This is a genomic window from Microbacterium panaciterrae, assembly GCF_039541635.1.
Classification (GTDB): domain Bacteria; phylum Actinomycetota; class Actinomycetes; order Actinomycetales; family Microbacteriaceae; genus Microbacterium; species Microbacterium panaciterrae.
On record NZ_BAABGP010000003.1, the window covers coordinates 120109 to 145739 of the forward strand.

At 71.0% G+C, this 25631-nt stretch carries 24 protein-coding genes; 16 read left to right on the forward strand and 8 right to left on the reverse strand.

What is annotated here, in order from left to right:
• Window positions 1–21 precede the first annotated feature (21 nt).
• Genes murQ through ABD882_RS00625 form a run of 3 tightly spaced genes read right to left on the reverse strand, consistent with a single transcriptional unit; the run spans window position 22 to window position 2515 of the window.
• A complete protein-coding gene (gene murQ / locus ABD882_RS00615; protein WP_345183310.1) occupies window positions 22–1002 on the reverse strand; it encodes an N-acetylmuramic acid 6-phosphate etherase in 981 nt (326 codons plus the stop codon).
• Complete coding sequence (locus ABD882_RS00620; protein WP_345183312.1) at window positions 992–1894, reverse strand: N-acetylglucosamine kinase; 903 nt, start codon at window positions 1892–1894, stop codon at window positions 992–994. Before ABD882_RS00620 ends, murQ begins: the two co-directional genes overlap by 11 nt.
• A 42-nt stretch (window positions 1895–1936) precedes the next feature.
• Complete coding sequence (locus ABD882_RS00625) at window positions 1937–2515, reverse strand: hypothetical protein (RefSeq protein ID WP_345183315.1); 579 nt, start codon at window positions 2513–2515, stop codon at window positions 1937–1939.
• Window positions 2516–2583: 68 nt separating this feature from the next.
• On the opposite strand from ABD882_RS00625, the gene ABD882_RS00630 reads away from it, so the two are divergent.
• A complete protein-coding gene (locus ABD882_RS00630; protein WP_345183317.1) occupies window positions 2584–3168 on the forward strand; it encodes a TetR/AcrR family transcriptional regulator in 585 nt (194 codons plus the stop codon).
• Window positions 3169–3266: 98 nt separating this feature from the next.
• The gene (locus ABD882_RS00635) at window positions 3267–5279 is read left to right on the forward strand and encodes a primary-amine oxidase (RefSeq protein WP_345183319.1); all 2013 of its coding nucleotides are present in this window, start codon (window positions 3267–3269) and stop codon (window positions 5277–5279) included.
• A 98-nt stretch (window positions 5280–5377) separates the two neighbouring features.
• Here the strand turns inward: ABD882_RS00635 and ABD882_RS00640 are convergent, their stop codons facing one another.
• Window positions 5378–6307 carry a LysR family transcriptional regulator gene (locus ABD882_RS00640; RefSeq protein ID WP_345183321.1) on the reverse strand — a complete coding sequence of 310 codons (930 nt, stop codon included), beginning with the start codon at window positions 6305–6307 and terminating at the stop codon, window positions 5378–5380.
• Between the two features lie 77 nt (window positions 6308–6384).
• On the opposite strand from ABD882_RS00640, the gene ABD882_RS00645 reads away from it, so the two are divergent.
• The 9 genes from ABD882_RS00645 (at window position 6385) to ABD882_RS00685 (ending at window position 15924) form a co-directional block, all read left to right on the forward strand.
• Window positions 6385–8136, forward strand: a complete 1752-nt coding sequence (locus ABD882_RS00645) for an FAD-binding protein (RefSeq protein WP_345183323.1) — start codon at window positions 6385–6387, stop codon at window positions 8134–8136.
• A 135-nt stretch (window positions 8137–8271) separates the two neighbouring features.
• Window positions 8272–9228, forward strand: a complete 957-nt coding sequence (locus tag ABD882_RS00650) for an AraC-like ligand-binding domain-containing protein (protein ID WP_345183325.1) — start codon at window positions 8272–8274, stop codon at window positions 9226–9228.
• A gap of 182 nt (window positions 9229–9410) precedes the next feature.
• Window positions 9411–10241, forward strand: a complete 831-nt coding sequence (locus ABD882_RS00655; protein ID WP_345183327.1) for a MoaF C-terminal domain-containing protein — start codon at window positions 9411–9413, stop codon at window positions 10239–10241.
• A gap of 37 nt (window positions 10242–10278) precedes the next feature.
• Entirely contained in the window at window positions 10279–10668 is a 390-nt protein-coding gene (locus ABD882_RS00660; protein WP_345183329.1) for a nuclear transport factor 2 family protein, read from the forward strand.
• Window positions 10669–10725: 57 nt separating this feature from the next.
• The gene (locus ABD882_RS00665; RefSeq protein WP_345183331.1) at window positions 10726–11895 is read left to right on the forward strand and encodes an ABC transporter substrate-binding protein; all 1170 of its coding nucleotides are present in this window, start codon (window positions 10726–10728) and stop codon (window positions 11893–11895) included.
• A gap of 80 nt (window positions 11896–11975) precedes the next feature.
• Window positions 11976–12836, forward strand: coding sequence for an ABC transporter permease subunit (locus ABD882_RS00670; RefSeq protein ID WP_345183333.1), 861 nt, complete (start codon window positions 11976–11978; stop codon window positions 12834–12836).
• Window positions 12823–14637, forward strand: a complete 1815-nt coding sequence (locus tag ABD882_RS00675) for a branched-chain amino acid ABC transporter ATP-binding protein/permease (protein ID WP_345183335.1) — start codon at window positions 12823–12825, stop codon at window positions 14635–14637. Before ABD882_RS00670 ends, ABD882_RS00675 begins: the two co-directional genes overlap by 14 nt.
• On the forward strand, window positions 14634–15326 hold the full coding sequence (locus ABD882_RS00680) for an ABC transporter ATP-binding protein (RefSeq protein WP_345183337.1): 693 nt from the start codon (window positions 14634–14636) through the stop codon (window positions 15324–15326). The genes ABD882_RS00675 and ABD882_RS00680 overlap by 4 nt, the downstream gene beginning before the upstream one ends.
• 169 nt (window positions 15327–15495) lie before the next feature.
• Window positions 15496–15924 carry a VOC family protein gene (locus ABD882_RS00685; protein ID WP_345183339.1) on the forward strand — a complete coding sequence of 143 codons (429 nt, stop codon included), beginning with the start codon at window positions 15496–15498 and terminating at the stop codon, window positions 15922–15924.
• A gap of 45 nt (window positions 15925–15969) precedes the next feature.
• Here ABD882_RS00685 and ABD882_RS00690 read toward each other — a convergent pair whose 3' ends face one another.
• A complete protein-coding gene (locus ABD882_RS00690; protein WP_345183341.1) occupies window positions 15970–16455 on the reverse strand; it encodes a DUF3465 domain-containing protein in 486 nt (161 codons plus the stop codon).
• Between the two features lie 73 nt (window positions 16456–16528).
• Between ABD882_RS00690 and ABD882_RS00695 the strand changes: the two genes are divergently transcribed.
• Window positions 16529–17305, forward strand: a complete 777-nt coding sequence (locus tag ABD882_RS00695; protein WP_345183343.1) for a potassium channel family protein — start codon at window positions 16529–16531, stop codon at window positions 17303–17305.
• A 74-nt stretch (window positions 17306–17379) separates the two neighbouring features.
• Here the strand turns inward: ABD882_RS00695 and ABD882_RS00700 are convergent, their stop codons facing one another.
• Window positions 17380–18186 carry an SDR family NAD(P)-dependent oxidoreductase gene (locus ABD882_RS00700; RefSeq protein WP_345183345.1) on the reverse strand — a complete coding sequence of 269 codons (807 nt, stop codon included), beginning with the start codon at window positions 18184–18186 and terminating at the stop codon, window positions 17380–17382.
• Between the two features lie 33 nt (window positions 18187–18219).
• Complete coding sequence (locus ABD882_RS00705; RefSeq protein WP_345183347.1) at window positions 18220–18966, reverse strand: SDR family NAD(P)-dependent oxidoreductase; 747 nt, start codon at window positions 18964–18966, stop codon at window positions 18220–18222.
• 244 nt (window positions 18967–19210) lie between these two features.
• Between ABD882_RS00705 and ABD882_RS00710 the strand changes: the two genes are divergently transcribed.
• From ABD882_RS00710 to ABD882_RS00720, 3 genes are all read left to right on the forward strand, one after another.
• Window positions 19211–20653, forward strand: a complete 1443-nt coding sequence (locus ABD882_RS00710; protein ID WP_345183349.1) for an APC family permease — start codon at window positions 19211–19213, stop codon at window positions 20651–20653.
• A gap of 80 nt (window positions 20654–20733) precedes the next feature.
• Complete coding sequence (locus tag ABD882_RS00715; protein ID WP_345183351.1) at window positions 20734–21576, forward strand: molybdenum cofactor biosynthesis F family protein; 843 nt, start codon at window positions 20734–20736, stop codon at window positions 21574–21576.
• A gap of 1 nt (window position 21577) precedes the next feature.
• Window positions 21578–23224, forward strand: a complete 1647-nt coding sequence (locus ABD882_RS00720) for an amidohydrolase (protein ID WP_345183353.1) — start codon at window positions 21578–21580, stop codon at window positions 23222–23224.
• A 359-nt stretch (window positions 23225–23583) separates the two neighbouring features.
• Here ABD882_RS00720 and ABD882_RS00725 read toward each other — a convergent pair whose 3' ends face one another.
• The gene (locus ABD882_RS00725) at window positions 23584–24831 is read right to left on the reverse strand and encodes an FAD-dependent oxidoreductase (protein ID WP_345183355.1); all 1248 of its coding nucleotides are present in this window, start codon (window positions 24829–24831) and stop codon (window positions 23584–23586) included.
• Window positions 24832–24943: 112 nt separating this feature from the next.
• Here ABD882_RS00725 and ABD882_RS00730 point away from each other — a divergent pair, with 112 nt between their 5' ends.
• A complete protein-coding gene (locus ABD882_RS00730) occupies window positions 24944–25525 on the forward strand; it encodes a TetR/AcrR family transcriptional regulator (RefSeq protein ID WP_345183357.1) in 582 nt (193 codons plus the stop codon).
• The last annotated feature ends 106 nt before the right edge of the window (window positions 25526–25631 follow it).

A 25631-nucleotide genomic window follows, 5' to 3' on the forward strand; every position in this document is an offset into this window, starting at 1 on the left:
GCAAGAAGGGAGGTAATCGCGTCAGCTCAGGCCCGTGACGGCCTCGCGGAGGATGCCGTTCGCCGCCCGCAGGGCCGGCGCAGCGGCGTCGGCAGAGGCGCCGGTGAACAGCATCAGCAGGGCGAGCTTGACGGATCCGTCCGCCTCGGTGAGCGCGCGCACCGCGTCGTCCTGCGCTGCGCCGGTGAGCTGGATCAGGGTGCGCACCGATCGCGCGCGGAGTTTCTCGTTCGTCGCGCGCAGGTCGACCATCACGCCGCGGTAGGTCTTGCCGAGCCGGATCATCGACAGCGTGGAGAGCATGTTCACCACGAGCTTCTGCGCCGTGCCGGCCTTCAGCCGGGTGGATCCGGTGACGAACTCGGGACCGACGACGACCTCGATCGGGATGTCCGCGGCGGCGCCGATCGCGGATCCGGGGTTCGCGGCGAGAGCGACCGTGAGCGCTCCGACCGAGCGCGCGTAGGCCAGACCGCCCAGCACGTACGGGGTCCGCCCGGAGGCGGAGATGCCGACGACCGTGTCATCCGCACCCAGGTCGAGGGCTCGCAGCGACTCCGCGGCCGCGCGGTCGTCGTCCTCGGCGTCCTCGACAGCGGAACGGATCGCGACGTCGCCGCCGGCGATGAGCCCGACGACCATGCCCGGATCCGTGCCGAACGTGGGCGGGCACTCCGAGGCGTCGAGCACGCCGACCCGGCCGGCCGTGCCGGCGCCGATGTAGATGAGGCGGCCGCCCTGGCGGAAGCGCGCGGTGATGCCGTCGACCGCCTCGGCGATCCGCTCGGCCTGTGCGGCGACGGCCTCGGCGGGCCGCCGGTCCTCCGCGTTCATGGCATGCACCAGGTCGAGCGTCGGCAGCAGGTCCAGGTCTCCGCGCTCCGGGTTCGCCTGTTCGGTAGAGAGGCCGGCGAGTTCGGAGATCAGCCCGGCCAGGCGCGCGGTCTCTTCCGAGGTGTCACGCTCGGACGCGGCCTGCTCGGGAATGCGGTCATCCTGCACGGTGCACGAACCTTTCATGGAGTGGGGCGCGCCCCTCGGCGATCATGGCGGCGCCGTCGAGTGCGTCCCCCCGTGATTCTCGGGCCTCGAGACCGCGCGCCGCCAGGGCCGCGGTCACCGCCGACCGGAAGCCCGGGTGCGACATCAGGCCGCCATGCAGGGCGACGGCGCCGTGCGGCCGCGCGGCCGCGCGAGCGGTGTCAGCGAGCAGTTCGGCGGCGCGGTCCCGGATCGCGAGCGCGGCCGGATCCTCGCGGTCGGCGCTGTCGAGCACCGCCGGAGCGAAGGTGGCGAGCAGGCGCGGAACGGCCGCGGAGCGCCCGACCCACGCGATCGGCGTTTCGTCGCCGCCGATGAGCCGGGCGAGCGCCTCGGCGAGCGCGGTGGGTCCGGCGAGGCCGTCGCGGGCGCGGAGCACGGCCCGCACGCCCTCGCGGCCGATCCAGGATCCGCTGCCCAGATCGCCGAGTTCCGGCCCCCAGCCGTCGACACTGCGATATCCGTCCCGATCGACGCCGAGCGCGACCGCACCGGTGCCCGCGACGAGCAGCACCCCGCCTTCGCCGCCCAGCGCGCCCGCGTGCGCGGTGACGACGTCACTCGCGACGGCGACGGGCGCCTCCGCAGCCTCGGACAGGGCGGTAGCGAACGCCGCGCCGGCGTCGGGTGCGAACAGCACGCCCGCCGCGCCGACGCCGATCCGCACGGCGGCACGCGGATCCCGCGGCTCGAGGAGCGCGAGGATCGCGTCGAGCGCGAGCCGGTCCCCGTCACGGGCGGCGAGACCGGGGGCCCCGGGACCCTCGCGATGCACGACGCGCCCGGCGATGCTGATGCGCACACGGCACAGGGACTTCCCGAGGTCGACGGCGACGGTCCCCAGAGAAGTCATGAAAGTAATTTACACGAAAGGTGGCAATCGTGGATATCGCGGTCAGAGACCGGCGACGGCCATCGCTCCCATGACGGCGAGCGACAGCGCCATCGCACCGCCTTCCGCCGCCAGCAGCACGCGCGTGCCGCCCCGCGCGGCCGGGCGATGCCGGACGCGATCCACCAGCATCAGCACGAGCACCAGCCCGACACCCGCGGCCGCGAGCACTCCGAGCGGCACCACCGAGCCGTGGCCGGCATGCCCCGCGGCGGCAGCGCCGGTGCGCCCCAGCGGCCCCCGGGACACCTGCGCCCCCAGCATCGCCATCGCGCACAGCGCCATCGCGACGCAGCCGAGCGCCCGGTGGAAGCAGGCGCCCGCGTGCGAGCGCCCGCGAACGCCGATCGCGCCGACCATTGCGGATCCGAGGCCGACGGCAGACACCAGCAGTGCGACACCCGCGTCGCTCCGGTCCGCGCACAGCGCGACCATGCCGAGGGCCATCACGATCGCGGCCTGCCCGCTCTGCCATGGCACCGCGCGCCCCGCGGACAGACCGGCCGCACCGAGACAGCACAGCGCGGCCGCGATCGCAGATCCGATCATCAGCCCCATCGCCACCTCGTGGAAGACCAGCATCCGGCCAGTTTTATTGATCGGACGCTCAAAAACAAGAGATGCGGCCGGATCTGCGCCAGGATGGACGCATGCCCCGGGTCGTGGATCATGACGCCCGCCGCCGCGACATCGCTGCGGCGCTGCTGACCGTCGCCGCCCGCGACGGTCATGAGGGCGTGAACTCCCGCGCCGTCGCTCGCGAGCTCGGCGTCGCGGTCGGATCACTCTGGCACTACTTCGACGGCTTCGACGACGTGATCCGCGCCGCCGCCGCCGAGGTCACCCGGCGCACGGAGAGCCGCATCCAGGCGGCCACCGAGGGCCTGCACGGGCTCGCCCGGCTGCACGCGATCATGCGTGAAGTGCTCCCCGTCGACGCCACCACCCGTACCGAGGCCCACGTCGTGGTCGGCTTCTGGGGCCGCCTGGCGTCGCTCGCCTCGACGGAGGAGTCCGGGATGCCGACGCTCCCGCCGTGGCGGACCGCACTCGCCGAGGCGCTCGACGAGGCGGTCGCCGCCGGCGAGCTGCGCCCCGAGACGCCCCGCGACGGCGTGCTCGCGCTGTTGCGCGCCATCAGCTACGGCCAGCAGATCGTCGAGGTCACCGAGCCCGCGGATCCGGCCGCCCACCTGCGCGTGCTCGCCGCGATCCTCGCCCCCTGGCACCCCTGACCTCCCCTCGCCCCGGGGGATTGCGGAGGAGCGCGGCGGCGCGTAGCATCATCGCAACCCGTTTCTTGAGCAGTTGCTCAACTAAACCACAGAGGTCGATGATGCCCCACCCCGCGCCGCAACCGCTCACGCTCGAGAAGATCCCTGCGCCGCACCCGCTGGATCCGCTCAGCGGGCCGGAGATCGCCGCCGCCCGCGCGATCCTGGTCTCCGCCGGCCTGCTCGGCGAGACGGTGCGAGTGCCGATGCTGCTTCCGGACGAGCCGACGCGGCAGGAACTCGCCGCCTGGCAGCCGGGCGCCCCGATGGACCGGCGCATCGACGCCACCCTGCTCGACACCGCGACCGGCGTCGCCACCGAGGTCGTCGTCTCCATCACCCGGGGAGAGGTCATCCGCGCCGAGCGCGTGCTGAACGACGCCCCGCCCTACGGCCAGCCGCAGTACCTGTTCGAGGAATACGAGCGCGCCGAGGCGATCGTCAAGGCCTCCCCCGAATGGCGGGCCGCGATGCAGCGCCGCGGACTCGCCGCGCATATCGACCTCGCCTTCTGCGGGCCGCTCGCCCCCGGCTATACGGGCCGCGCCGATGAGGTCGGACGCCGCGTGATCCGCTCCCTCACCTTCCTCCGATACGACGAGAACGACTCCCCCTGGGCGCACCCGGTCGAGGGCCTCGTGGTGCATATCGACCTGACCTCGAACAGCGTGATCCGCGTCGAGGACGAAGGCGATGTGCCGGTGCCCGCCGGGCATGGCAACTACTACCCCGAGGTGCAGGGCGAGGCGCGCACGTCGCTCAAGCCGATCGAGATCGTCCAGCCCGAGGGGCCGAGCTTCTCGGTCGCGGGATCCCTCGTGGAGTGGGAGAACTGGTCGATGCGGGTGAGCTTCAACGCCCGCGAAGGCCTGGTGCTGCATGAGGTGCGCTTCGACGGCCGCCTCGTGCTCAACCGCGCGAGCGTGCCCGAGATGGTGGTCCCCTACGGCGACACCGCGCCGGGACGCTTCTGGATCAGCTACTTCGACGCCGGTGAGTACCTGCTCGGCAAGAACGCGAACCACCTCGAACTGGGCTGCGACTGCCTGGGCGTGATCCGCTACCTGGACGGCTACGTCGCCGACGACCAGGGGCATCCGGTAAGGATCCCGAACGTGATCTGCATGCACGAGGAGGACACAGGGATCCTCTGGAAGCACACCGATCTGCAGGGCCGCTCCGAGGTGCGCCGCGCTCGTCGTTTCGTGGTGTCGTACTTCTCCACGATCGGCAACTACGACTACGGCTTCTACTGGAACTTCGGCCTGGACGGCACGATCGAGGTGGTCGCCAAGGCCACCGGAATCGTGTTCGTCGGGGCCGGTGAGCCGGGGATCCGGCAGCGGCACGCGACCGAACTCGCCCCCGGGGTGTTCGCCCCCGTGCATCAGCACCTGTTCTGCGCGCGGCTCGACGTCGCGGTCGACGGATCCGACAACCGCCTCGTCGAGGTCGACGCCGCCCGCGTGCCCATGGGGCCGGAGAATCCGTTCGGCAACGCGTTCAGCTGGACCGAGACCGTGCTCGGGTCGGAATCGGCCGCACAGCGCGACGCCGACACCGCGGTCGCGCGGGTGTGGGAGGTGCAGAGCGCATCGCACACGAACGCGGTGGGCCGGCCGACCGCCTACCAGCTCGTGCCGCAGCCGACCGCGCTGCTGATGGCGGATCCCGAGTCGTCCGTGGCCGCGCGCGCCACCTTCGCGACCAAGCACCTGTGGGCGACGGCGCACCGCGACGGCGAGCTGTGGCCCGCCGGACGCTACCCGAACGCGCACCAGGGCGGATCCGGGCTGCCCGGGTATTCGGCCGGCGATGCGCCACTCGACGGCCCGGAGGGCGCCGACCTCGTGCTCTGGCACACGTTCGGCCTCACGCACTTCCCCCGCCCCGAGGACTGGCCGATCATGCCCGTCGACACCGCCGGCTTCGCGTTCCGCCCATACGGCTTCCTCGACCAGAACCCGGCGATGGACGTGCCCGAGTCGTCGCAGGCGCACGTGAGCGCCGGCACCGGTGCCTCCGGTGCTGCCTGCTGCGGTGGCGGCGAGGCCTGCATCTGCAGCCACTGACTCCCCTTCAATCCGAGTCGTCCCCGCCAGCGCACCCCATAGCCTGCGGTGGCGCGGACGACTCGGAACTGGGAGGCCCCCCGGAGGGGTAGGGCGAGCTACTCCGCCTTCGTGATGAAGCCTCCGGATCCGACGAGCGCGTCGGCGGTCGCGATGATCGTGTCGCGGAGGGCCGCCGCGGCGCGGGTCGGCATCATGTCCGCCCGATGCGCGAGACTCACGGTGCGGGTCAGCTTCGGCGCGGCCATCGGGGTCGCGCGCAGACCTGGGTGCCCGAGTGCGACCATCGCCGGGACCACGGCGACGCCCACGCCCCGCTCGACGAAGCGCAGCACGGTGTCCATCTCGGGCCCCTCCACGACGACCTCCGCGGTCAGTCCCGCGGCGGCGAAGGCGGCGTCGGTCGCGGCCCGCAGCTCGTAGCTGCGCGGGAACGCGATGAGCGGCAGATCGGCCACTGCGGCGAGCGCGATCGCCCGGCCGGAGCAAATCTCCGGACGCTCTGCCGAGGAGATCACCACGAGATCCTCGGCGAGCAGAGCCGTGCGCGTCAGGCTCACCGGGGATGCGGCGGCGGCATCGGACGAGGCGAGCAGCGCGAGGTCGAGCACCCCCTCGGCGAGCGCGGCGACGAGCCCCCGCGATCCGCGCTCCGTGATCTCCAGCTCGATGCCCGGGTGGGCGGCGCGGAACGTGCTCACGACATCGGGCACGATGCTTCCGCACAGCGAGGGCGGGGCCCCCAGGCGCACCCTCCCCCGGCGCAGACCGGCGATCTCGGCCATCTCGCGCCGCACCGAGGCGGCGTCCGCGAGCATCCGCCGCGCGTACGGCAGCAGCACCTCGCCGGCCGCGGTCAGCGAGATGTTGCCACGCGCGCGATGGAACAGCTCGGAGCCGAGCTCCCGCTCCAGCGTGGAGATCTGCCGGCTCAGCGACGGCTGCGCGAGGTGCAGCTCCTCCGCCGCGCGGGTGAAGTTCCCGATGCGGGCGATCTCGACGAATCCGCGCAGCTGCTCGAGGTTCATGGTCATAGATTACGCGCATGCAGACGACCACGATAATGCATTGGAGTAATCGTCAGCAGGTTCGTAGCGTGGAAGACATGAACAACAGCACAACCCGCGAGCGCCTGGTGTCCACGACGGTGCTCGTGATCGGAACCGGCGGATCGGGGCTGCGCGCGGCGATCGAGGTCGCGGAGCAGGGCGTGGATGTGGTCGCCGTCGGCAAGCGCCCGCGCAGCGACGCGCACACGTCGCTCGCGGCGGGCGGCATCAACGCCGCGCTCGGCACGATGGATCCGCAGGACAGCTGGCAGCAGCACGCCGCCGACACGATCACGGAGAGCTATCTGCTCGCCGATCCGCGCACGGTCGAGATCGTCACGCGCGGCGCCGAGGAGGGGATCCGCGACCTGGAGCGCTACGGCATGGGCTTCGCCCGCGAGGACGACGGACGGATCTCGCAGCGCTTCTTCGGCGCGCACACGTTCCGCCGCACCGCGTTCGCCGGCGACTACACCGGCCTCGAAATCCAGCGCGCGCTCGTCGACCGGGCCGAGCACCTCGAGATCCCGATCCTCGATACCGTCTACATCACCCGGCTGCTCGTCGACGACAGCGTCGAGGGCGGGCGGATCTTCGGCGCCTACGGGTTCGACCTCGTCGACGGCACGCGCTACCTCATCCACGCCGATGCGGTGATCCTCGCGGCCGGCGGGCACACCCGGATCTGGCGGCGCACCTCGTCACGCCGCGACGAGAACACGGGCGACTCGTTCCGCCTCGCGGTGGAGGCCGGCGGCCGGCTGCGCGATCCGGAGCTGGTGCAGTTCCACCCCTCCGGCATCATCGAGCCGGAGAACGCCGCCGGCACTCTCGTCTCAGAGGCGGCGCGCGGAGAAGGAGGGGTCCTGCGCAATGCGCGGGGCGAGCGCTTCATGCAGCGCTACGACCCGGCCAGGATGGAGCTGTCCACGCGCGACCGGGTGGCGCTGGCCGCCTACACGGAGATCGCGGAGGGCCGCGGAACCCCGAACGGCGGCGTCTGGCTCGACGTCTCGCACCTGCCCCGCGAGACGATCATGACCCGCCTGCCGCGCGTCTACCAGACCATGCTCGAGCTGCAGATGCTGGACATCACACGCGAGCCGATCGAGATCGCGCCGACCGCGCACTACTCGATGGGCGGCGTCTGGGTGCGCCCGGAGGATCACCGCACCGACGTGGACGGGCTGTACGCGATCGGCGAGGCCGCCAGCGGCCTGCACGGCGCGAACCGGCTCGGCGGAAACTCGCTCATCGAGCTGCTCGTGTTCGGCCGTCTCACCGGTCGTGCCGCGGTCGCGCATGCGCGCGGGCTCGACACCCAGCGCCGCTCGTCCGAGGCCGTGACGCGAGCCAGGGCCGAGATCGACGAGCTGCTCGCGGCCGACGGCCCGGAGAACGTGCGCGCCCTGCAGCGCGCGATCCGCGACACCATGACCGTGCATGCCGGAGTGGTGCGCGACGAAGAGGGCCTGCGGGCGGGGCTCGCCGAACTCGATGCGATCGAGGAGCGGATGGCGCGGATCGGGATCCACCCGGACATCGCCGGATTCCAGGATCTCGCGCATGCGTTCGACCTGCGCTCCTCCGCCCTGGCAGCCCGGGCGACGATGCAGGCCGCGCTCGAACGACGCGAGACCCGCGGCTGCCACAACCGCAGCGACTACCCGGAGACTGATCCCGCCCTGCAGGTGAACCTGGTCTGGTCGCCGACCGCCGGGATCGTGCGAGAGCCGATCCCTCCCGTCCCCGCCGAGATCGCCGCCCTGATCCGCGACGTCGACACGACCGGCAAGCTCGTCGAGTAACCCGCCCCGGCCCCGCCCCCGCCCTCCTGGCCGCGAGATATGAAGGCCAGGGCGGGAGGGCCGGTGGTAAGGTGGCGGAACGGATCGTATACAAAGTCGTCGATCCCTCCCTTCGACTTCCCGAGGTGATCAGCCGTGGCAGGAGTACCCGTCTCCCCCGCAGAGTCCGTCTCGACGCTCGTCGCGCGGAACATCAGCGAGTTCCGTTCGGCCGTGTCCGATTCGTTCGTGCCGTTGCAGGTGACCGGCGAAGGGACGGATCCGTTCCGCGGCCTGATCCGCGGCGCCGCGGTCGACGAGGTGCATGTCACCGACCTGCGCGCGACCCGGCACGTCGTCGAGCGCACCCCCGAGCTCATCGCCCGCGGCGACCGCTCGTACTTCAAGGTCAGCCTCATGCTGGCCGGCACCGGACTGCTCATCCAGGACGACCGCGAGGCGGTGCTGACCCCGGGCGATCTGGCCGTCTACGACACCGACCGGCCCTACTCGCTCGTCTTCGACGAGGACTTCCGCACGATGGTCGTGATGTTCCCGAAGCATCTGCTGAGCCTGCCGCCGGAGATGGTCGGACAGCTCACCGCCGTGCGGATCTCCGGCCAGGAGGGCCTCGGCGGCATGGTCGTGCCGTATCTGCGCCAGCTCGCCACCAACCTCGATCAGCTCGCGGGCGCGACCGGGGCCCGGCTCGCGCACAGTGCGCTCGATCTGGTCTCCACGGTCTTCACCCGCGAGCTCGGTCTCGACGATGCCTCCGCCGATCCGCACCGGGCGCTCATGCAGCGGATCCGCGGGCACATCGACCGCAACCTCGCCTCGACCGACCTGGGACCGGCGTCGATCGCCGCGGCGCATTTCATCTCGACACGGCACCTGCACGGGCTGTTCCAGGAGCAGGGCGCGACCGTGTCGACCTGGATCCGCACCCGCCGGCTCGAGCAGTGCCGACGCGACCTGCTGGATCCGATGCTCGCCGACCGCCCCGTGGCGGCGATCGCCGCACGCTGGGGCTTCGTCGACGCCGCGCACTTCAGCCGCGCCTTCAAGTCCGCCTACGGCGTCTCCCCGAGCGAGTACCGCAGCGCGCGCTGAGGCGCGGCCGTACTTCGCCGGCCTCGACGCCTCCCCCAGCCCCGGCCCTCTTGCCCCTGCGGGCACGCCGGTTGTCTGTCGGCGCGCGATCCGCCCGGGAGCGTTGAGCGGCGGATCGGCCGCGGCACAGCATGGGCTCATGCCCCGCAGCTCGGCGGGGCGTGGGTCGAAGGAGTCCCGCTGTGTCCGACGAAGTCACCTCATCCGTCGCCGATCCGATTCCCGCTGCGGATCCTGCGCTCGACGAATGGCGCACCTATGACGAATTCGCCGCGGGGATCGACACGTACCGTCTGCCGAACGTCGATCTCGACGGCACCACGCTGACGCTCACACTCGACGATGGCGAGTCGCTGTCGCTGACGTTCGGCCCTTCGACAGGCTCAGGGACCGTGACGTGGGCGGGCCTCGGCGCCTCGGGCACCGATCCCTACGACGCGGTCGCCGTGCGGGACGACGTCGTGTTCGTGAACCTGCCGCTGGAAAGTCGCGAGCGCGAGGCCCTCACCGTCGTGTACTCGACGACGACGCACCGCGCGACCGTGATCCGCTCACGCATCGCCGCGGAGGCGGTCGAGGGCGTCCCGCAGGTCGGCCAGGAGTTCTGGGCGGCCACCTCGGACGGCGGCGAGCCGAGCGGCGAGGTCCCCGGCCCGAGCCGCGACCTCATCGGCAAGCGCAACATCTACCGGTACAGCCCGCACCATCTCTACGAGCACGTCTACCTGTCGAGCCGGCGCTACAGCTGGCAATGCCTCGAGGGATTGCAGCGCGGCCACGGCGACACGGACCTCTCCACGGTCTGGAAGTTCGCCGACGGCCTCTACCTGTTCTGCTTCCGGGAGTTCCGGATCGCGGTCGCGAGCGTCTGGCTGCACGACCTCGGTTACCAGCTCAGGACGACCGGGATCTTCCTCGGCCTGAACGGCGAGGGGGCGTCGGAGCACTCCCGCGCGGGTGGCCACATCTATCCGCTCGGTGCGGTCGCCTACCCCGACGCCCAGCCCGTCTGACCCCGACCGACCTCAGACCACGACCCCACGGAGCACGATGACCAACGCCGACATCATCCGGGCGCACTACGACGCGAGCGACCGCGGCGACCTCGACGGCATGCTCGCCCCGCTCGCCGCCGACGTGCGCTGGACCGAGGCCGCCGGATTCCCCTATGCGGGCACGTACGTCGGGCCCGCCGCCGTGAGCGCGAACGTGTTCGCCCGGATCCAGGAGGACTGGGACGACTACACGCTCGCGATCGACGAGGTCATCGACGGCGGGGACACGGTCGTCGGCATCGGCACGTACTCCGGCACGAACAGCCGCACCGGGCGGTTCTTCGCCGCCCGCGTCGCCCACGTGTGGCGGCTCGAGGACGGCGAGGTCGTCGCGTTCGAGCAGTTCACCGACACCGAGATGGTCCAGCGAGCCGTCCGCGACTGACTCAGACCTGCACCAGATCGCGGGGCACGCCCCGCACCCGAGAAGACAGGAAATCACATGAAGAAGCGCATCACCGCCACAGCAGCGCTGCTCGCCGCGGGCGTGCTGGCCCTGGCCGGCTGCTCCGGAGCCGGATCGGGAGGCTCCGCATCGACGGATCCGATCGTCGTCGGATCCGTCAACACCATCTCCGGACCCGCGACCTTCCCCGAGGCGTCGCAGGCCGCGAAGGCCGTGTTCGACCAGTTCAACGCCTCCGGCGGCCTGAACGGCCGCAAGATCGACTACAAGGCGCTCGACGACAAGGGCGACCCGGCCACAGCGACCGCGAACGCCCGCGAGCTCGTCGGATCCGACAACGCGGTCGCCATGGTCGGCTCCGCGAGCCTGATCGAATGCGACCTGAACAAGAAGTATTACGAGCAGGAGGGGATCCTGTCGATCCCCGGCATCGGCGTCGACACCGGATGCTTCAACAGCAAGAACATCTCCCCCGCCAACGTCGGCCCCTTCAACGACATGACCCTGACGCTCATGTACGGCTCGGAGGTGCTGCACCTGCAGGACATCTGCGTGCTGCTCGAGATCGCCGGATCCACCCGCCCGACCTACCAGGCCGCGATCGACAAGTGGACCAAGGTCACGGGCCAGAAGCCGAAGTACATCGATGACACGGTGCCGTACGGCGCCAGCGACTACACGCCGTACATCGTCAAGGCCCGCCAGGCCGGCTGCAAGGCCCTCGCCGTGAACCCGGTCGAGCCCGACGCGATCGGGCAGGTCAAGGCCGCCAACGCGCAGGGCTGGAACGACGTCACCTGGCTGTACCTGACCAGCGTCTACAGCGAGAACTTCGCGCAGGCCGTCGACAACGCGGGCGCCGGGGTCTACGTGCCCGCCGAGTTCTACCCGTTCACCGACGACAACGCCATCACCAAGGACTGGCGGGACCTGATGGCGAAGAACAAGATCCCGCTGACCGCGTTCAGCCAGGGCGGTTACCTCGCCGCGACGCACTTCCTCACGGTTCTGAAGGGGATCAAGGGCGACGTCACCCGCGACAGCGTCACGCAGGCGCTGAAGAGCATGAAGCCGATCGACGACAAGATGATCGGCACGCCGTACACGTTCGGCGTCGACAACAACGCCGGCTGGCCGATCGAGCTCAAGAGCGGCACGCACAAGTGGGAGAAGGTCGCGGACGACTGGTTCCGCATCACGAAGTGACCCGATCCGGTCTCCCGGTCCCTGAGCCTGTCGAGGGGATCGAGAGACCGGGTCCTCTCCCTCCTCGAAAGGACGACACCATGTTGCAGGGCGCCATCGCCGGCCTCGCCGCCGGCGGCCTCTACGCGGTGCTGGGCGTGTGCCTCACCCTGATGTCGCGGCTGGTGCGGGTGGTGAACTTCGCGCAGGCCGCCACCGCCATGTTCGGCGCGTTCGCCGCCGTCTGGCTGGTGCGGCAGGCCGGGCTCCCGGTCTGGCTCGGATCCGTGCTCGGGGTGCTCATCGCCGGCCTGCTCGCGGTCGTGATCGGCTGGATCGCCGCGACCTGGCTGTCCGAGGCGTCCACCACGACCCGCTCGGCCATGACGGTGGGGCCGCTGCTGCTGCTCATCTCGCTGTCGTTCATCCTGTTCGGCAACAAGCCGCAGCCGTTCGCCCCGATCATCGCCGGCCCCGCGTTCTCGGTCGGCGGCGTCGTCGTGAGCCAGGTCACGGTCGCCACCGTGCTCATGGCGGTCCTCACCGCCGTGCTGGTGAAGCTCATGCTGAGCCGCACCCGCGTGGGCATCCAGTTGCGTGCGCTGTCCGAGCGGCCCACCACGGCCGAGCTGCTCGGGATCCGCTCCCGCCCGCTGTCGATCGCGGTGTGGTTCGTGACCGGCGTGATCAGCGCGATCGCGATCATCATCGTCGCGCCCTCGCAGTCCAACGACGCCACCAGCCTGGCGATGCTGATCATCCCCGCTGCGGCCGCCGCCCTGCTCGGCGGGTTCAAACGCCTGGATCTCGCCGTGATCGGCGGTCTGGTGCTGGGGGTGCTCGGCGGCCTGGTCGCGCAGATCGACGAGGTCGCGCTGGTGCGCAACTTCCTGCCTTTCCTGTTCATCGTCATCCTGCTGCTCTGGACGCAGCGCAAGGAGGTGTGGGATGCCGCGCGCTGACCGCTCGCTCGACATGACCGGCGCCACCCGCCCGCTCACGCAGAATCCCGTGTTCCGCACCGCCTGGCCGTTCGCGGTCGGCATCGCCGCCGTGCTCGTCGGGCTCGTGCTCTCGAACACGCTGTCCGGCTACTTCGTCTTCCTCGCGATCAGCGCCGTCACCGCCGCGATCGCGATCCTCGGGCTCGGGATCGTGACCGGATCCGCCGGCATGATCGCGCTCTGCCAGCTCACCTTCGCCGCGATCGGCGCCTGGGTGGTCTCGCTGTTCAACGTGTGGCACGTCGGCGGGGGCTTCCTGGTCTGGCTGGTCGCCGGAGGGATCGCGGCCGGACTCGCCGGGATCCTCGTGGGACTGCCCGCCCTGCGCCTGCGCGGCGTGAACCTCGCCGTCGTCACGCTCGGGTTCGCGGCGGCGGCCGATGTGACGCTCGTGCAGATCCAGTTCCCCGGATCCGCGACCGGCATCTCGGTGGACCGGCCCACCGGGTTCACCAGCGACAAGCAGTTCTTCTTCCTGTCGATCATCGTGCTCGTGGTCTGCGCCCTCGGCGTGTTCTTCCTGCAGCGCGGACGCTGGGGCGCGAGCTGGAAGGCCGTCGCGTTCTCCGAGCGCGGCACCGCCGCGGCCGGGCAGAGCGTGCAGAGCGCCAAGCTCACCGCGTTCGCGGTCTCGGCCGCGCTCGGCGGCATCTCCGGCGGCCTGCTCGCCGGCCAGGTGCAGCTGCCGTTCGCCTCGAGCTTCACCCCGCTGCAGTCGCTCGCGCTCTACGTGCTGGCGATCATGTCGGGCGCGCACCTCATCGACATGGCCGTGCTCGGCGGCATCCTCTGGGTGCTCGTGCCCGAGCTGCTGAAGCGCTGGGGGATCCCGCAGGACTGGGGTTTCGTGGTGTTCGGCGTGCTGGGCGTGCAGGCGCTCACCGGCGGGTCGAACCTCGGCCAGGCGATCCGCTCGCTCATCTGGCGGCGGCAGGATCGGAAGACCGCGAAGGCCGCGCTGACCGCGCTGCCCCCGGACGCGCAGGACGGCGCGGAGGAGATCCGCACCACGACCACCGCGGCGCTGGATCCGGCGATCCTCACCGGCGAACCCGTACTCACCGTGGACGGGCTGACCGTGCAGTTCGGCGCGCTGAAGGCCCTGGACGACGTGTCTTTCTCCGTGCCCGCGGGCTCCATCATGGGGCTCATCGGGCCGAACGGCGCCGGGAAGTCGACCTTCGTCGACGCGATCAGCGGTTTCCTGCCGCAGCACGGCGGCCGGGTTCTGCTGGGCGGGCAGGATCTCGCCGGCCTGTCCCCCACGCGCCGCGCGCGGCTGGGGCTGCGCCGCACGTTCCAGCAGGACCGGGTGCCGCCGCTGCTCACGGTGGGCGCGTATGTGCGGTTCGTGGCGCGCCGCCGACTGGGCGGCGCCGACATCGCGGAGACGCTCGCGTTCTTCGGCTGCCCGCCCGCGCGGGCGCGGCTGTCCGGCGTCGACGTCGGCACCCGGCGGCTGGTCGAGGTGGCTGCCGCCGTGCTCTCGCGGCCGCGGCTACTGATCCTGGACGAGCCCGCCGCCGGCCTGTCCCATGACGAGCACCTCGCCCTGGCCGCACGGCTGCGCGAGCTGCCGGACCGCTATGGCACGGCGCTCATCATCATCGAGCACGACCTGGATCTGGTGCGCTCGGTGTGCCCGATGCTGACGGTGCTGAACTTCGGCACCGTGCTCGCCAGCGGGCCGCAGGACGAGGTGCTGGGCGACCCCGACGTCGTCCGGGCGTACATGGGAGAGACGGAGCTGCTGTCGTGAGCGAACTGGTGCTGGACGGCGTCACCGTGCGCCGCGGGGCGGGCCCCGTGATCTCGGACGTGTCGCTGGCCGTGCACGGCGGCGAGGTGCTGGCGCTGGTCGGGCCGAACGGCGCGGGAAAGACCAGCCTGATCGAATCGATCTCGGGCGTGACCGCGCATTCCGCCGGATCCCTCACGCTCGACGGCGAACGAATCGACAAGCTTTCCCGCGTCGTTCGGGCACGCCAGGGCATCGTGCACATCGAGCAGGGTCGCGCGGTGTTCCCCTCGCTCACCGTGCGCGAGAACCTGTCGCTCACCGCCCGCACTCCGGCCGAGCTCGAGGCAGCGCTCGCGCCATTCCCCGAGCTGGAGAAGAGGATCGACTCCCCCACCGCGCTCCTGAGCGGCGGCGAGCAGCAGATGGTGGTGCTCGCCCGCGCCTTCGCCGCGAAGCCTCGGATCCTGCTCATCGACGAGATGTCGCTCGGTCTCGCCCCGGTCGTGTTCATGCGACTCGTGCCGATCGTGCAGTCGATCGCCGAATCGGGGGTGGGCGTGCTCCTGGTCGAGCAGTTCACCCAGCTCGCCCTCGGCATCGCCCGCGAGGCCGTCGTCGTCGCCGGCGGGCGCGTGTCGTTCCAGGGCACCGCGGAGGAGCTGCAGGCCGACCCGCAACTGCTGCATCGCGCGTATCTGGGCGGCTGACCCCCATCCCTGAGCCTTCCGAAAGCCGGTCACCGAAGCAGTCCCGGCCCTTCCGCGAAGCGCCCGGCGGCGATAAAATCGCTCGGGGACGGCATTCGCACGCCCTGATCGCCGCGGCGCTGTGCTGGGCCGGCGCGAGGATGACGACGCCCCCGGACTGGGGATCATCATGTTCGAGAACCTCATGGCGACAGCCGTCCTCCCGGCAGCCGACATCGATCGCGCGAAGGGGTGGTGGCACGACGTGCTGGGCCGGGATCCGATCTCCTTCGACGTCGAGTCCGGCACCCTGTTCTACGACGTCGGCGGAACCATGGTGATGGTGTACCGCACCGACTTCGCGGGCACCGCCAAGAACACCGCGTTCAACCTCGCGACCGACGACATCGATCGCGACGTGACGGCTCTGCGCACCCACGGGGTCGTGTTCCACGACTACGACTTCCCCGGGCTGAAGACGGTGGACGGCATCGCTCAGCTCGGAACTCTGCGCGGCGCCTGGTTCGATGACAGCGAGGGGAACATCATCGCGCTCAGCCAGCCGGCGCCCGAGATGATCGAGATGGCGAAGAGGGTCCGCGCCGGCGCGGCGGCCTGACCCGACGCGGCCCGCGAAGGGAGCTCAGGGCCCGGGTTCCGACCCTCAGGAGAAGGTCCGCCCCTTCCAGCTCAGCCAGCCGTTCTGGTGCTGGCCGGACGGATCGTGGTGCGTCCAGTGCACGGTGCCGCCCTTGTCGCTCCACTCGTAGTCGCCGAGGAAGCCGACCCGGTCGCCGACGGCCAGGCCGTCGAGTCGCGGCGCGATGTCGATGTTGTGGGCAATGAGGATCGAGACTCCGCCAGGTGTGGTGAGGAGGAACTTCTGATGCCGGGATCCCTGGTCGTCGTCCGGCAGGATCCGCGAGACGACGCCGGTGCCCTGCACTTCGACACCGCTTCTGCGACCATCGAACAGGGGCCGGATCGGATCATCGCCGGCCGCGGGCTCGGAACCCGGTGCGGACGAGGCGATCGACGTTCCCGCAGGCGAGCCCGAGCCGCCGATCCATCCCTGCGAATAACCGAACACGGCCAGCGCGCCCAGCGCGCAGACCGCCACGATCGCTCCCCACTGCGCCTTTCGCGTCACGGCCCCAGACTAGACCCGGGCTCAGACTCGGCGGGGCCTGCCGCCGAGGCCGCAGCGGGGCTACGATGCGCGCATGACTCTGGAGCGCTGGCGGCGGATCACGGACTGGCCGCTGGTCGTCGCGTCCCTGCTGTTCCTCGTCGCGTACTCGATCCAGGTGATCGTGGATCCTCGGGGCGATCTCGGAGCGCTGCTCGAAGATCTGCTCTGGGTGTCCTGGGGCACGTTCCTCGTCGACTACGTCGTGAGTCTCGTACTCGCCCCGCAGCGGTGGCGGTGGTTCCTGACCCACCTGTTCAATCTCGCGACCGTCGTACTGCCGATGATCCGCCCCCTGCGGGTTCTGCGCGTCGTCACCCTGCTCACGGTCCTGCAGCGCACGGCGGGCCGGGCCGTACGCGGTCAGATCGTCATCTACGTCACCGGCGCGACGCTGCTGCTCGTCTATGTCGCCTCGCTCGCCGTCCTCGACGCGGAGCGCGCGGGCGGCGGCAGCATCTCCACGTTCGGGGACGCGATCTGGTGGGCGTTCACGACCATCACGACCGTCGGGTACGGCGACCTCGCCCCGATCACGCTGCAGGGAAGGGTGATCGCGGTCGGGCTCATGCTCAGCGGCATCGCCCTGCTCGGTGTCGTCACGGCGACCTTCGCCTCCTGGATCGTCGAGAAGGTGTCCGCGGAGAACACCAGCCGGCAGGCCGCGACCGTCGCGCACGTCGATGCGCTGCGATCCGAGATCGCCGAGCTGCGCGCCGTGCTCCTCGCGATGAACCCGGGCCTGCACGTCGCCGACCCCGCCCCTCTCGAAGACCCCGAGGCCCCGAGCGCGGACCCCGCCCCCTCCTGACCCTTTCACGGCCGCAGTCGTCCCCGCCAGCGCACCCTATGGCCCCCGCTGGCGGGGACGACGTGGATGTGGAGCTACATCCCGGCGTGCTCGAACGCGGTCGTGGGCAGGTCGACGATGTGCGCCCCGCCGTCGACGACGAGCACGGATCCGGTCATGTACGACGACTCGGACGAGCCGAGGAAACGCACCACCGCCGCGATCTCGCTGGGCTGGGCGGGACGGTGCAGCGGCACATCGGCGGTGACCGTGGCGTAGCCCTCCTCGCGGCCGGAGAGGCCGGCGTGCGCGGCGAACTCGTCCATCTCCTCGTCGGCCATCGGCGTCTGCACCCAGCCAGGACAGACCGCGTTCACGCGCACGCCGTGCTTGCCGTAGTCGCGGGCGAGCGTGTGGGTCAGGCCGATCAGCGCGTGCTTGCCGACCGTGTAGCCGGCCACCGACGGACCGGCGAACAGCCCGGCCAGCGACGAGATCACGACGATCTGGCCCTTCGCCTCGATGAGCGCGGGCAGCGCCTCGCGCGCCATCACGAACGCGGTGGTGAGGTTCGCGCGGATCGCGGCGTCCCAGCCCGCGTCGTCCGTCTCCCCCACCGGGGCGAAGCCGTGCCCGCCCGCGTTCGCGACGAGCACGTCGATGCGGCCGAACGTCGCGAGCACCTCGACGACCGCGCGCTTCGCGTCGGGAGTCGAGGCGGCGTCGGCGACGACCGGATAGGCGCCGACCGCCCGCTCGACCTCGCGCAGAGGCTCCTCGCGGCGGCCGACGACGACGACATGCGCACCCTCCGCGGCGTAGCGGGCGGCGATCGCGGCACCGATGCCGGTCCCGCCCCCGGTGATGACGACGACGCGTCCGGTGGATCCTGCGCTGGTCATGGGGTCTCCTGTCGTGGGTGGGTCATGTGTGGTTCAGGCCGGGAAGCCGGATCGCGCGCTGAAACCGAAGTCGCTGAGGATCCCGGATCCGTTCACCGCGGCGGCGCGCGGCGAGGCGAGGTAGACGACGTGCGCGGCGATCTGATCCGCGCTCTGCACCGGGAACGACGGGGACGCGAACGCGTCGTCGCCGAGGTCGCCGCGGCTCATCGGCGTGTCCACGATCGACGGCGAGACCGTCACCACGCGCACGTCATCGGCGGCGAGATCGACGCTGAGCGCCCGCCCGAACTGCACGAGAGCGGCCTTCGATGCGCCGTACGGCGCCATCCCGGGCGACGCCACGAACGCCGAGTCGCTCGCGAGCAGCACCACCGAGGCCGCAGGTGTCGCACGCAGCGCGGGCAGCGCCGCCCGGAGCACGAGGAACGCGCCGGTCACGTTGACGGCGAACACGGCCTGCCACTGCGCGAGCGAGGTCTGCTCGATGCCGGATCCGACCGGGCCCGAGATCCCGGCGCAGCAGACCACGGTGTGCAGCGCGCCGAGCGCCGTGACCGCGTGAGCGACGGCATCGGCGACCGCCTCCTCATCCGTCACATCGGCGACGACGGCGACGGATCCGGGGCACGATTCCGCCGTCTCCGCGAGCGCCACCGCATCGCGGTCCAGCAGCGCCACCCTGACCCCTTCAGCGGCGAGCGCCCGCGCGACCGCACGGCCGATCCCGCCGGCGGCCCCGGTGATCAGGGCGGTCCTGCCCTGCAGGTGCAGCTCCATCGCCGCTTCCTCCGATCGCGGGCGGTGTCTGCGAGACCCGCCCGTCCCGCCATCCTGCTCCGCGGATCGGCCGCGGCGCGGGCGACCGGGGCGGCTGTGCACGCTGACACCATCGTCCTTCGCTGACGGGCAAGCCGCGCCCGGCGTGAGCGGGCAGACTCGCAGAAGTCCGCCATTGCACGTGCCCACCACAACGCCGCTTCACGGCGAAGGCCCGTGCCGTCACCCGAGCGAAGGAGCCGACGTGACCACCGCAACAGAGAACTCCCACACCACCCTGCGCCCCGGCGCGCTCGGCGTCGCGGGGATCGTCTTCCTCGTCCTCGCCGCCGTCGCGCCCCTCACCGGCATCGTGGTGGTCGCCTCCCTCGCGATCGCACTCGGCAACGGCGGCGGCGCACCCATGTCGTTCTTCCTCGTCGCCGCGATCCTGCTGCTGTTCGCCGTCGGCTACGCGCAGATGTCGAAGCAGCTCGTGAACGCGGGCGGCTTCTATGCCTTCGTCGTGAAGGGCCTCGGCCGCACCGGCGGGCTGATCGCCGGCCTCATCGCCACGCTCGGCTACAACTTCTTCGTGGTCGGCACCATCGGCACCAGCGGCTTCTTCATGCAGTCGATCATCAAACAGCTCACCGGCTTCGACATGAGCTGGATCCTCTGGGGCCTGCTCTCGATCGCCGTCTGCTTCGTGCTCGCCCGCATCGGCGTCGACTTCTCCTCCAAGGTGCTCGGCGTCTGCCTCGTGCTCGAGACGACGATGCTGCTCGTCTTCGACGTCTCCGTGTTCGTGCAGAAGGGATTCTCGTTCGCCGCGTTCAGCCCCGAATGGGTGTTCTCCGGATCCCTCCCGATCGGCATGCTGCTCGCCGCGACCGGGTTCCTCGGCTTCGAGGCGACCGCGCTGTTCAGCGAGGAGGCCAAGCAGCCGCTGCGCACGATCCCCCGCGCCACCTACACCGCGATCATCGCGATCGGCATCATCCTCGGCGTCACCACCTGGGCGGTCGTCAGCGCGATCGGGGTCCCCGACGCGCAGGCCGTGGCCGTCAAGCACCTGCCCACCGGAGACCTCATCTTCGTGCTGGCGCAGCAGTACCTGGGCGGGCCGCTCACCACGATCATGATGATCCTGCTGCTGGTCAGCCTGTTCGCCGCGATGCTCGCGTTCCACAACTCCGCCAGCCGCTACCTGTACGCGCTCGGCCGCGCCCGCATCCTGCCCCGCGCACTCGCCCGCACCCGCGCCAGCGGATCCCCCGCCATCGCCGGCATCGTGCAGGCCGGCTTCGCCGCGATCGTCGCCGTGATCTTCTTCGTCGCCGGCGCGGATCCGATCGTGCAGGTCGTTCCGGCGATGCTCGGCTTCGGCACGCTCAGCGTGCTGATCCTGCAGGGGCTCGCCGCCCTGTCGATCGTGGTGTACTTCCGCCGGCAGCGCGACACGCGCTGGTGGAGCACCTTCATCGCGCCGGGCATCGGCTTCCTCGGGATCGCGGCGATCTCGATCCTCGCGATCTTCAACTTCAGCATCGTCGCCGGATCCGAGGAGCTCTGGATCAACCTGCTGCCGCTGCTGCTCGTGCTCGCCCTGATCGGCGGCATCATCTACGCCGGCTACCTGAAGCGGTCGAAGCCGGAGGTCTACGACGGCCTCTCCACCGACCTGGAGCGGATCAGCGGCCGCTGAGCCCCGCCTCCGCCCCTGAGCCGACCCCGGTCCCTGAGCCCGTCGAAGGGCCCGACCCCGAACTACACCCAAGGAGCATCATGAGCACCATGAACCCCGCCGACACCTCGACCTGGCTGCCGCTGGACGGTCTCGCCCCCGGCTTCGACGCCAACAAGGCGCCGCACACGACGGCGCTCGCCGGCCGGCAGATCGACGTGACCGCCCCGAACGGCACCCGCATCGCGCACCGCTTCGCCGAGAACAAGGTGACCTGGACCTACACACCCGGCGAGGGCGACCCGACCGCGCCCGCCAGCGACACCGATGCCTATGAGGCGATCGAGGTCGACGACGACCTGTTCTACGTGCAGTTCCACCACGACTACCTGCCGAACGAGGCCGTCTCGCTCGTCATCGACCTGCGCGCCGGGCGCGTGCTGTCGATCATCAGCGAGATCCTGCCGGCGCTCGAGAAGGGCCGCACCCGGGTGCAGCATCACTTCGGCACCGCGACCATCGACGGCGCGACCGTGGTGGGCCACGAGCCGGCGCCCACGACGGCCCTGATCGGCCGCCGCGTGGAGTGGGTGTACAGCCCCGTGCACGCGTACGAGCACGTCTATCTCTCCGAGCGCTGGTACAGCTGGCAGTGCCTCGCCGGCCCCGAGCGGGGACTGGCCGACACCGACGAGAACAGCGTGTGGGAGGTGCGCCCCGGCATCTACGTGTTCGCGTGGCGCGAGAAGGTCATCCCGTGCGCGTCGGTCACGATCGCCGACCACCGCGACGTCAGCCGGATCCGCTCGCACGGCGTGCTGTTCGGGCTGGACGAGTCGGGTGAGGTGCCCACGCACTTCACGTTCGGCGCCTGGGGGCGGCTGATCTCGGTCACGCACCACACGCCCGAGCTCGAGCCCGCGTCCTTCGGCGCCGGAGCCTGACGTGACCGCTCCCGCCGAGCTCATCGTCATCGCGGCCGCGATCCGCACCGTCGACCCCGCGCACCCGACGGCCGAAGCCTTCGCGGTGCGCGACGGGCGGATCGCCGCGATCGGCGACCGCGCCGAGGTCGAGGCGCTGCGCGGGCCGGGGACGCGGGTGCTCGAGCTCGGCGGGGCGGCGGTCTACCCCGGCTTCGCGGACGTGCACAACCACCACGCCCTGGCCGGACGCACCGATCTGTTCGAACTGACGCTGTCGCCCACGCTGCGCCTGGACGAGATCCTCGACCGGGTGCACGAGAAGGCGGCGACGCTGCCCGCGGACGCCTGGATCATCGGCGGCGCGATCGCCTCGACGATGCTCCCGACGCTCGCGAACACCGTCTCCCGGCAGCGGCTGGACGAGGCCGCGGGTGGTCGCCCGGTGATGCTCGTGGAGGACTCCCGGCACAACCGCTGGGCGAACACGCGGGCGTTGGAGCTCGCCGGGATCCGCACCGACGCGATCCCGACGGGCGGTATCACGCTCCTCGACGAGCAGGACGGCACCCCCACCGGCGTGCTGCTGGAGGCCGCCGGGATCCCGGTGCAGGAGGCCTACGATCGCTCCGGCGGGCTGTCTGCCGTGCAGCACCGCGCGGCGTCGGCCCGGGGTGTGCAGCTCGCGAACTCGTACGGCATCACCGCGTTCCAGGACGCGGGGGTCTCCACCGACATCCTCGGGGCCCTTGCGGCGCTGGATGGCGACGGCGCGCTCGACGCCTGGGTCGTGTCGTCGCTGCTCGTGAACGACGAGATCTTCGGATTCGACCCCGTCGGATCCGCCCTGATCGCCCGCGGCGAGGAGTTCCGCACCGCGCACCACCGCCCCGACTTCGTGAAGATCTTCCTCGACGGCGTGCCGCCCGCACGCACGGCCTCGTTCCTCGCGCCGTACCTCGCCGACGCCGCGCACGGCGCGCACTTCCACGGCGAGACGACGATGACCTTCGACGAGCTGCACGGCTGGCTGCGCCAGGTCGCCGAGCGAGGACTGGGCGCCAAGGTGCATTGCACCGGCGACGGATCCGCCCGGCTCGTCCTCGACGTCGCCGAACAGTTGCGGGCGGAGGGCTTCACGACCCCGATCCAGATCGCGCACGGACAGTTCCTCGCCGACAGCGACATCCCCCGCTTCGCGGCGCTCGACGTCACCGCCGACATCTCCCCGTTCATCTGGTTCCCCGGGATCATCCCGCAGATGCTCGCCGAGGTGCTCGGCGATCGGGCGGAGCACTCGCAGCCGAATCGCGCGCTCATCGATGCCGGGGCGCTCGTCGCGGGCGGATCCGACTGGCCGGTGAGCGAATCGCCGAACCCGCTGGAGGGGATCCAGGGCCTCGTGACCCGCGCGGATCCGCTGCGCCGCGCGCCCGGGACCCTGTGGCCCGAGCAGGCGATCACGGCCGAGGAGGCGCTGCAGGTGTTCACACGCAATGCCGCGGTCGCCATGGGACTCGGCGCCGAGACCGGTTCGCTGGAGGTCGGCAAGTCGGCGGACTTCGTGGTGCTCGACCGCGACGCGATCGCCGGCCCCGCCGAGGAGATCATCGACGCCCGCGTGCTGTCGACCTGGTTCGCCGGGCGCGAGGTGTATGCGGCGGAGTAGCCGCCGTTGGCGCACGCGCGGGATGTGTGCGCTTGGCTCGGAGAAGTACGGCATCTTCGGATGCTTTCGCCGGATCCGTCCGAGGAAGCGGCACATCTCCGCGCCAGGCGCACACCGGCGAGGCCCCCTCGCTCAGGCCGCGCGACTCGCGAGGGCTCCTTCGCTCAGCGCCGCGGAATATCCCGCCCACGCGGATGCCAGACCAGCCGGAGTGCGCCCACGGGGACCAGGATCATCAACGGCCTCCACCCCGACGCGAGAAACCACTTCCTGCATGAGACACCATTCCTGGCGTGGTGTTTCATGCAGAATCTGGTTTTTCGAGACTGGGCGACGGAGACGGAGGTGGTGATGGGGCCTCACCTCGCGGCGGTGGTCGGCGCGGGCAACGGAAGCGGCAGCGGCAGCTCGTCCGTCGCGTTCTTCGCGAAAGCGCGCTTGACCAGCGGCAGGAACGGCTTCGACAGCATCACGCGGGTCGTGAGCGTTCCGAGCGCCGCCGCCGCGCGCGTCTTCGGGACCGCGCGCTCGAGGCTGCCGAAGGGGATCCTCTTGCCGTCGGCGATGAACGGATCGATCCGCCGTGCATAGCGTTCCAGCGCCGACGAAACGCTCTCCGCACCGGAGCCGGCCAGCTCGCCGGCGAGCACGAACGCGCCCACCAGCGCCATCGCCGTGCCCATGCCGCTGAGGGGGGATCCGCAGTATCCCGCGTCGCCGACGAGCGCGATGCGTCCGCGGGCGACATCCGGCACATCGACCCTGGCGAGCTCGTCGAAGTAGAAGTCCTGCGCCGCGCTCATCGCTGCGAGCACCGCCGGGGCTTGCCAGCCGGCGCCCGCGAGGATCCGACGGATCAGTGCCTCCTGCGCGTCCCGGTCCCCGCGCAGCGCGGGGTCGTGGTCCACCCGCAGGGTGAGCATCGCCTTGGAGGTGGCAGGATCGCGATCCGGGCGGATCCCGAGCATGGCGCCCGGCACGATCCGCATCGCGAACCAGCCGTCCTCGAGGCCCGCAGGCGTCGGCATGGTGAAGAAAGCCGCGTAGCCGCCCAGGCGCATGGCGAACTGCTCCTCCGCGCCGAAGGCCAGGCGGCGCGTGACCGAGTGGACGCCATCGGCGCCGAGGACCGCGTCGAACCGCTGCGCAGCGCCCGAGGCGAAGCGGACGTCGACCCCGTCGGGATCCTGCGCCAACGCGTCGATCCCGTCGCCGTACCGGAGCTCGAGGAGCCCCGGCGCCTGCTCCGCCGCGGCCGCGAGGGCGTCGAGCAGGACCTGGTTGAGGTCGCCGCGTGCGATCTCCACGTCGGCGACCGCCCCGCGCCCGTCGAACAGCTCGACCGGCATGCGCCCGTACGGACGCCCGCGGCCGTCGAGGTAGACCAGTCCCTTCTCGTGCAGCTGATATGCGCGGATCCCAGGCATCAGGCCCATGCGCTCGGCGGCCTCACGGCTCGCGCCGCGCAGATCGACGGCCTGGCCGCCCGGGCGCGCTTCGGGCGCGCGTTCGACGACGGTGATGCGCACGCCGCGACGGACCAGCTGCAGTGCGGCGGCGATTCCGGCGATGCCGGCGCCGGAGATGAGGACGTGGGGTGCGGACATGAGGGCTCCTCGGGTCGTGATCGAAATCAGACGTTTGTCTAAGACGCTTGTCTACACCCTTCTCAGACGGATGTCTAGCACGAGCGTCTAAGACACGGTCTAGGATGTGGACATGGGCAATCGCGAAGACCTGCTGGCCGGAGCACGTCGCGTCATCATCGAGCACGGAGTCGCGAACGTCACCGCGCGCGACATCGCGTGGGAGGCCGGAGTGAGCCTCGCCGCGATCGGCTACCACTTCGGCTCGAAGGAGCAGCTGGTCACCGAGGCCCTCCTCGACACGCTCGGGACCGGGATCGGCGACGGCATGGGATCCGCGATCCGGGAGGCGAAGGATCTCGCCCTGCTCGACGGTTTCGCCGCGCTGTGGAACCGGATCCCCGCCGTCTTCGCCGAGAACCGGGAGACCCTTCTGGCGAGCATGGAGAACGCCGTGCGCATGATGCGCGATCCTGTGGCGCTGACCCGCATGCAGGACGCGATCGAGGAGGGGTATCGCGGTGTCGCGGAGGATCTCGCCGAGACTCACCCCGACCTCTCCCCCGAGCAGGCCCTCGCGCTCGCGAAACTGGATTTCGTGCTCTCCCAGGGCCTCGGCGTGCTCTGGCTGCTCAGCCCGGACGGGCGGATCCCCGATGGCGACACCCTCGCCGCCGCCGTTGCGGTGCTGCACGACGAACCGGGGCCAGGCTAAGCCCTCGCGAGACTCCTGTTCTTGCATGAGACACCACGGCAGACGTGGTGTCTCATGCAGAAAGTGGAGTCTCGCGGCAGGTGCCGTGGGGCACGGCGAGCGTGGG

Excerpts from the sequence above, each read along its gene's own strand:
- ABD882_RS00620 (WP_345183312.1), bottom strand. The coding sequence starts at position 1,894 with ATGACTTCTCTGGGGACCGTCGCCGTCGACCTCGGGAAGTCCCTGTGC.
- ABD882_RS00625 (WP_345183315.1), bottom strand. The coding sequence starts at position 2,515 with ATGCTGGTCTTCCACGAGGTGGCGATGGGGCTGATGATCGGATCTGCG.
- ABD882_RS00630 (WP_345183317.1), top strand. The coding sequence starts at position 2,584 with ATGCCCCGGGTCGTGGATCATGACGCCCGCCGCCGCGACATCGCTGCG.
- ABD882_RS00635 (WP_345183319.1), top strand. The coding sequence starts at position 3,267 with ATGATGCCCCACCCCGCGCCGCAACCGCTCACGCTCGAGAAGATCCCT.
- ABD882_RS00640 (WP_345183321.1), bottom strand. The coding sequence starts at position 6,307 with ATGAACCTCGAGCAGCTGCGCGGATTCGTCGAGATCGCCCGCATCGGG.
- ABD882_RS00645 (WP_345183323.1), top strand. The coding sequence starts at position 6,385 with ATGAACAACAGCACAACCCGCGAGCGCCTGGTGTCCACGACGGTGCTC.
- ABD882_RS00660 (WP_345183329.1), top strand. The coding sequence starts at position 10,279 with ATGACCAACGCCGACATCATCCGGGCGCACTACGACGCGAGCGACCGC.
- ABD882_RS00665 (WP_345183331.1), top strand. The coding sequence starts at position 10,726 with ATGAAGAAGCGCATCACCGCCACAGCAGCGCTGCTCGCCGCGGGCGTG.
- ABD882_RS00670 (WP_345183333.1), top strand. The coding sequence starts at position 11,976 with ATGTTGCAGGGCGCCATCGCCGGCCTCGCCGCCGGCGGCCTCTACGCG.
- ABD882_RS00675 (WP_345183335.1), top strand. The coding sequence starts at position 12,823 with ATGCCGCGCGCTGACCGCTCGCTCGACATGACCGGCGCCACCCGCCCG.
- ABD882_RS00685 (WP_345183339.1), top strand. The coding sequence starts at position 15,496 with ATGTTCGAGAACCTCATGGCGACAGCCGTCCTCCCGGCAGCCGACATC.
- ABD882_RS00695 (WP_345183343.1), top strand. The coding sequence starts at position 16,529 with ATGACTCTGGAGCGCTGGCGGCGGATCACGGACTGGCCGCTGGTCGTC.
- ABD882_RS00700 (WP_345183345.1), bottom strand. The coding sequence starts at position 18,186 with ATGACCAGCGCAGGATCCACCGGACGCGTCGTCGTCATCACCGGGGGC.
- ABD882_RS00705 (WP_345183347.1), bottom strand. The coding sequence starts at position 18,966 with ATGGAGCTGCACCTGCAGGGCAGGACCGCCCTGATCACCGGGGCCGCC.
- ABD882_RS00715 (WP_345183351.1), top strand. The coding sequence starts at position 20,734 with ATGAGCACCATGAACCCCGCCGACACCTCGACCTGGCTGCCGCTGGAC.
- ABD882_RS00725 (WP_345183355.1), bottom strand. The coding sequence starts at position 24,831 with ATGTCCGCACCCCACGTCCTCATCTCCGGCGCCGGCATCGCCGGAATC.
- ABD882_RS00730 (WP_345183357.1), top strand. The coding sequence starts at position 24,944 with ATGGGCAATCGCGAAGACCTGCTGGCCGGAGCACGTCGCGTCATCATC.